Below are 2,211 nucleotides of genomic sequence, written 5' to 3'. Positions count from 1 at the left end.
GGGGTGCGCCACGAGGCGCTGTCAACCAATGTGGAGGTGAAAGACCTGCACCGCTGTTATGTCGCACCATAATAGTGATAGCTGAGGGCAGTCTGATCCGGGGGACGCCGGGGAGGATGGGAGCAGCCCTGACGAAGCCGGGACGTTGCAGCACTGTCGAATGAGGCGGGCCTGGCGAGCGATGCGGAAAGGTATACGCGAGAAACCAATGTCTTAACGCCCCTCAAGAAGTGCGCCGGCTCAAACTCGACAGATACGGGCCGGATTGCGGCGCGGACCGATCCTGTGGTTGTGGACGGTCACTTCCGATCCCTTGGTCCGGGGTGGATAGGGAGGCCACGGTGAATGTGTGCGGCGTAGTCGTGGCGATGTCGCAGGGGTAAAGTTGGGTGCCTCCTCCGCAGAGTGGTTGATGGTGAACGTGGGAACCGCATCGTGTCGCCCTCGTCATCTGGTTTCCGGCTGGATGAAAGGGCAGGCACGTCGTCTGCCGTGGGCACGGTGCGGGGCGGAGTCGCTGTAGTAGTCCGAGCGCGGGAAAGCCGCGTACATGGCGAAGGGCGACAGCGGAGTACGGCGGAAAGGAACTGTAAGGGCATGGAGACACCGGTGAACTCCGGTGAGTCGTGGCCGGGCTTCGACGAAGCGTGGCTGCGGGTACGGCGGATGCAGGCCAAACTGCACTTGTGGGCGACCTGCGACAAGGGTCGCGTGTTCAATGATCTGCACAACCTTGTGTACGATCCCGCGTTTCTCGTGCATTCCTGGGAACGGGTTCAAGGGAACAAGGGCGGCCGGACAGCGGGAGTGGACGGGGTTGTTCCACGGAATCTCCCGCCGCTGCCGACCGGGTTCCTGTCGGATCTGCGCCGGGAGTTGAAAGAGCGGACGTATCGTCCGCAGCCGGTGCGGGAACGGCTGATCCCGAAGCCGGGCACGACGAGGAAGCGCAGGCTGGGCATCCCCACAGCAGCCGACCGTGTGGTGCAAGCCGCGCTGAAGCTGGTGCTGGAACCGATCTTCGAGGCGGATTTCTCCCCGGCCAGTTACGGGTTCCGCCCGGAGCGTCGGGCGCAGGACGCGATCGCCGAGATACACCACTTCACCACCCAACGCTACGAATGGGTGTTCGAGGCGGACATCGAGGCGTGCTTCGACACGATCGACCACGTGGCCCTGATGAGCCGCGTTCGAAACCGGGTCAAAGACAAACGCGTCCTGGCCCTGATCAAGTCCTTCCTCAAGGCGGGAATCATGTCCGAGGAAGGCATGGATCGGGATACCCACACGGGAACCCCGCAAGGCGGGATTCTGTCGCCACTACTGGCGAACATCGCACTGTCGATACTGGACGACCACTTCCAGCGGAAGTGGGACGCGTTCGGAATCGGCACGGCGGCCGCCGGCCAGCGGCGATATCGTCACCGCCGGAAAGGTGGGGCCATCCACAAAATCGTCCGCTATGCGGATGATTTCGTGATCCTCGTGGCCGGAGAACGGTGGCAGGCCGACCGTGTCCAACAGGAGGTGACCTGGCTTCTCCGTCCGATGGGGCTGTCCCTGGCGGCGGAGAAGACCCGTGTCGTGCACATCGATGACGGTTTCGACTTCCTCGGGTGGCGCATCCAGCGTCGTCACAAGGCGGGAACCGTCGACAAGAAGGTGGTGTACACGTACCCGTCCAAGAAGTCGCTCAACGCGATCATCGGGAAGGTGCGGATCATCACCCGCAGATCAGGGTCTCCCTACGTTTCACTGGAACAACTCCTGAGACATCTCAACATCGTGGTCAGGGGATGGTGCAACTATTTCCGGCACGGTGTCTCGTCCGCCACCTACTGCTACCTCTACCTCTACATGTGGCAGAGCGTGGCGCGATGGCTGCGAGCGAGACACCCGAAACTGGGCTGGCGCAAGATCCAACGCCGGTTCCTCACCGGCTATCCGGCGCACCGCCCAGCGGAGAACGGGATCATGCTCTACAACCCGCAAGAAATAGCCATCGAGCGTTACCGGTGGCGAGGGTACACGATCCCGACACCATGGACCAGTTTCATGAACAGGTTGAACACAGCCACACAAGCGTGACTTCGTGGAGAGCCGGATGCGCTGAGAGGCGCACGTCCGGTTCGGCGGGCGGCCTTGGGAAACGCTCCCGAGGAAACTCGGGTGGCGCGCCCAAGGTCGACCCATCTGTTCCCGACCGCCGAA

General features: G+C 62.6%; 1 protein-coding gene. It reads left to right on the top strand.

What is annotated here, in order from left to right:
* Positions 1 to 597: 597 nt before the first annotated feature.
* The gene (gene ltrA, locus OQ02_RS39015; protein WP_051773495.1) at positions 598 to 2,088 is read left to right on the top strand and encodes a group II intron reverse transcriptase/maturase; all 1,491 of its coding nucleotides are present in this window, start codon (positions 598 to 600) and stop codon (positions 2,086 to 2,088) included.
* Positions 2,089 to 2,211 lie beyond the last annotated feature (123 nt).

Source organism: Saccharothrix sp. NRRL B-16314 (genome assembly GCF_000716595.1).
Classification (GTDB): Bacteria; Actinomycetota; Actinomycetes; order Mycobacteriales; family Pseudonocardiaceae; genus Actinosynnema.
This window is presented reverse-complemented; position numbering and strand designations above follow the sequence as displayed.